Origin of the sequence: Armatimonas sp., from assembly GCF_031410135.1 — a bacterium.
Taxonomy (GTDB): Bacteria; Armatimonadota; Armatimonadia; order Armatimonadales; family Armatimonadaceae; genus Armatimonas.
In genome coordinates, this window is sequence record NZ_JANNYP010000488.1 from 1 (window position 1) to 1,460 (window position 1,460).

The window sequence follows — 1,460 nt, forward strand, 5'->3', positions numbered from 1 at the left end:
CAGGCATTAGAAACGCTGCTAGCGGGCCGCACGTCGTTGATTATCGCGCACCGCCTCTCGACCATCCTGACCTGCGACAAGATCCTGGTGCTGGAGCACGGCAAGCTCGTTGAATCCGGAACACACGCCGAGCTCCTCGCACAAGAGGGCCTCTACGCCACGCTCTATAACCAGCAGTTTCGGACCATGGAGTAGAGGCCCATCTCCCCGGTGTGGTTTGCCATCTCCCCGGCGCCATCTCCCGGCCGCTGAGACGGCCACCCTCTTCCCCTTTTGCTCCTTCGTCGCGGGAAGAGGGACTGATAGGGTGTCATCTTAATATTGGATACAATAGAGACGGGGTGTGCTAATTTGTGCGGCGGGTTAGGCAGGTAGAGCGGGTATCTTCTGAGGTGACTATACCAAAGGAATTTACCCATGATCGCTCAACCTGCCGTGCTGACATTATCGCATGACTTTACCCGAGAAGACCTCTTCAGCGTCGTTTTTGTTCTGGTGGATGATTGGATGAAAAAGGCCTATGGCAGTTCAAACCTGCCCCGAGAAACCCAGATGCCGGAGTTCACCGACTCGGAAGTGCTCACTATCGTTTTGGTGGGAGAGCTGTGCCATGCTCCAAGAGAGAAGGGATGGCTGCGACAAGTGAGGGCTTCCTACCTACACTTGTTCCCCCTTCTGCCCGAAAGAAGTCGATTTTGTCGCCGAGCGCAGAAGATTGTTCCCCTACTGCTTGCCTTTCGGCGTTTGGTGCTTCATTGGGCAGATGCAGATCTCAAAGTCATCCGCCTTTTAGACAGTCTGCCTCTCCCACTATGCGCTAATTGGCGTGTCCATCAATCAGCCCAGCCCATCAGTGGCACTGCCTGGGGATACTGTTCCAGCAAGAAATCCTTCTATTTTGGCTTGCATCCATTGGGCTTGGTCACGGAGGAGGGCTTTGTGGATGAGCTTTTCCTGGCTCCGGGTGACATGGTGGATTCTCCTCTTCTGAACGCGTTTTTGAGCCAGTGCGAACGCTTAGGCAAGGATGTTTCTGGCCAAGAGTGGGTTGGTGACAAGGGTTTTGTTAGTAAGGCTCGTGAGTCTTGGGCCAAAGCATTTTTGGGTTTGACGCTTCAGATTCGTCAGCGTGACTATAAGGACTTCACTCCTAGCTTCCAAAAGTTGCTGGATAAGGTTCGCCGCCCCATTGAGGGTTTGTTTTCGGTTCTGACGGACTGCTTTCATCTGACGGATATGCTGGTAAAGACCGACCTTGGTATTTATCGTCGTGTTGAGGCGAAGGTTGCGGCCTTTAATCTGGCTCGCTACTTCAACTTGGTCTTGGGCCGTGAGCTCTCCGAAGTCGCTCGATATGCCGTCTGATCAAATTAGCACACCCCGTAAGAAACGTAAGACATACTCACTTAACGGCCAGCACCAAGCACTTCTGACAAAAAATCCATCCTCAATTCGAATCG

At 52.9% G+C, this 1,460-nt stretch carries 1 protein-coding gene and 1 pseudogene; both read left to right on the forward strand.

What is annotated here, in order from left to right; genetic code table 11:
* Positions 1 to 195, forward strand: a pseudogene (locus RMO15_RS18095) (ABC transporter ATP-binding protein); the annotation flags it as partial.
* Positions 196 to 417: 222 nt separating this feature from the next.
* Complete coding sequence (locus RMO15_RS18100; RefSeq protein ID WP_309714996.1) at positions 418 to 1,365, forward strand: IS982 family transposase; 948 nt, start codon at positions 418 to 420, stop codon at positions 1,363 to 1,365.
* Positions 1,366 to 1,460 lie beyond the last annotated feature (95 nt).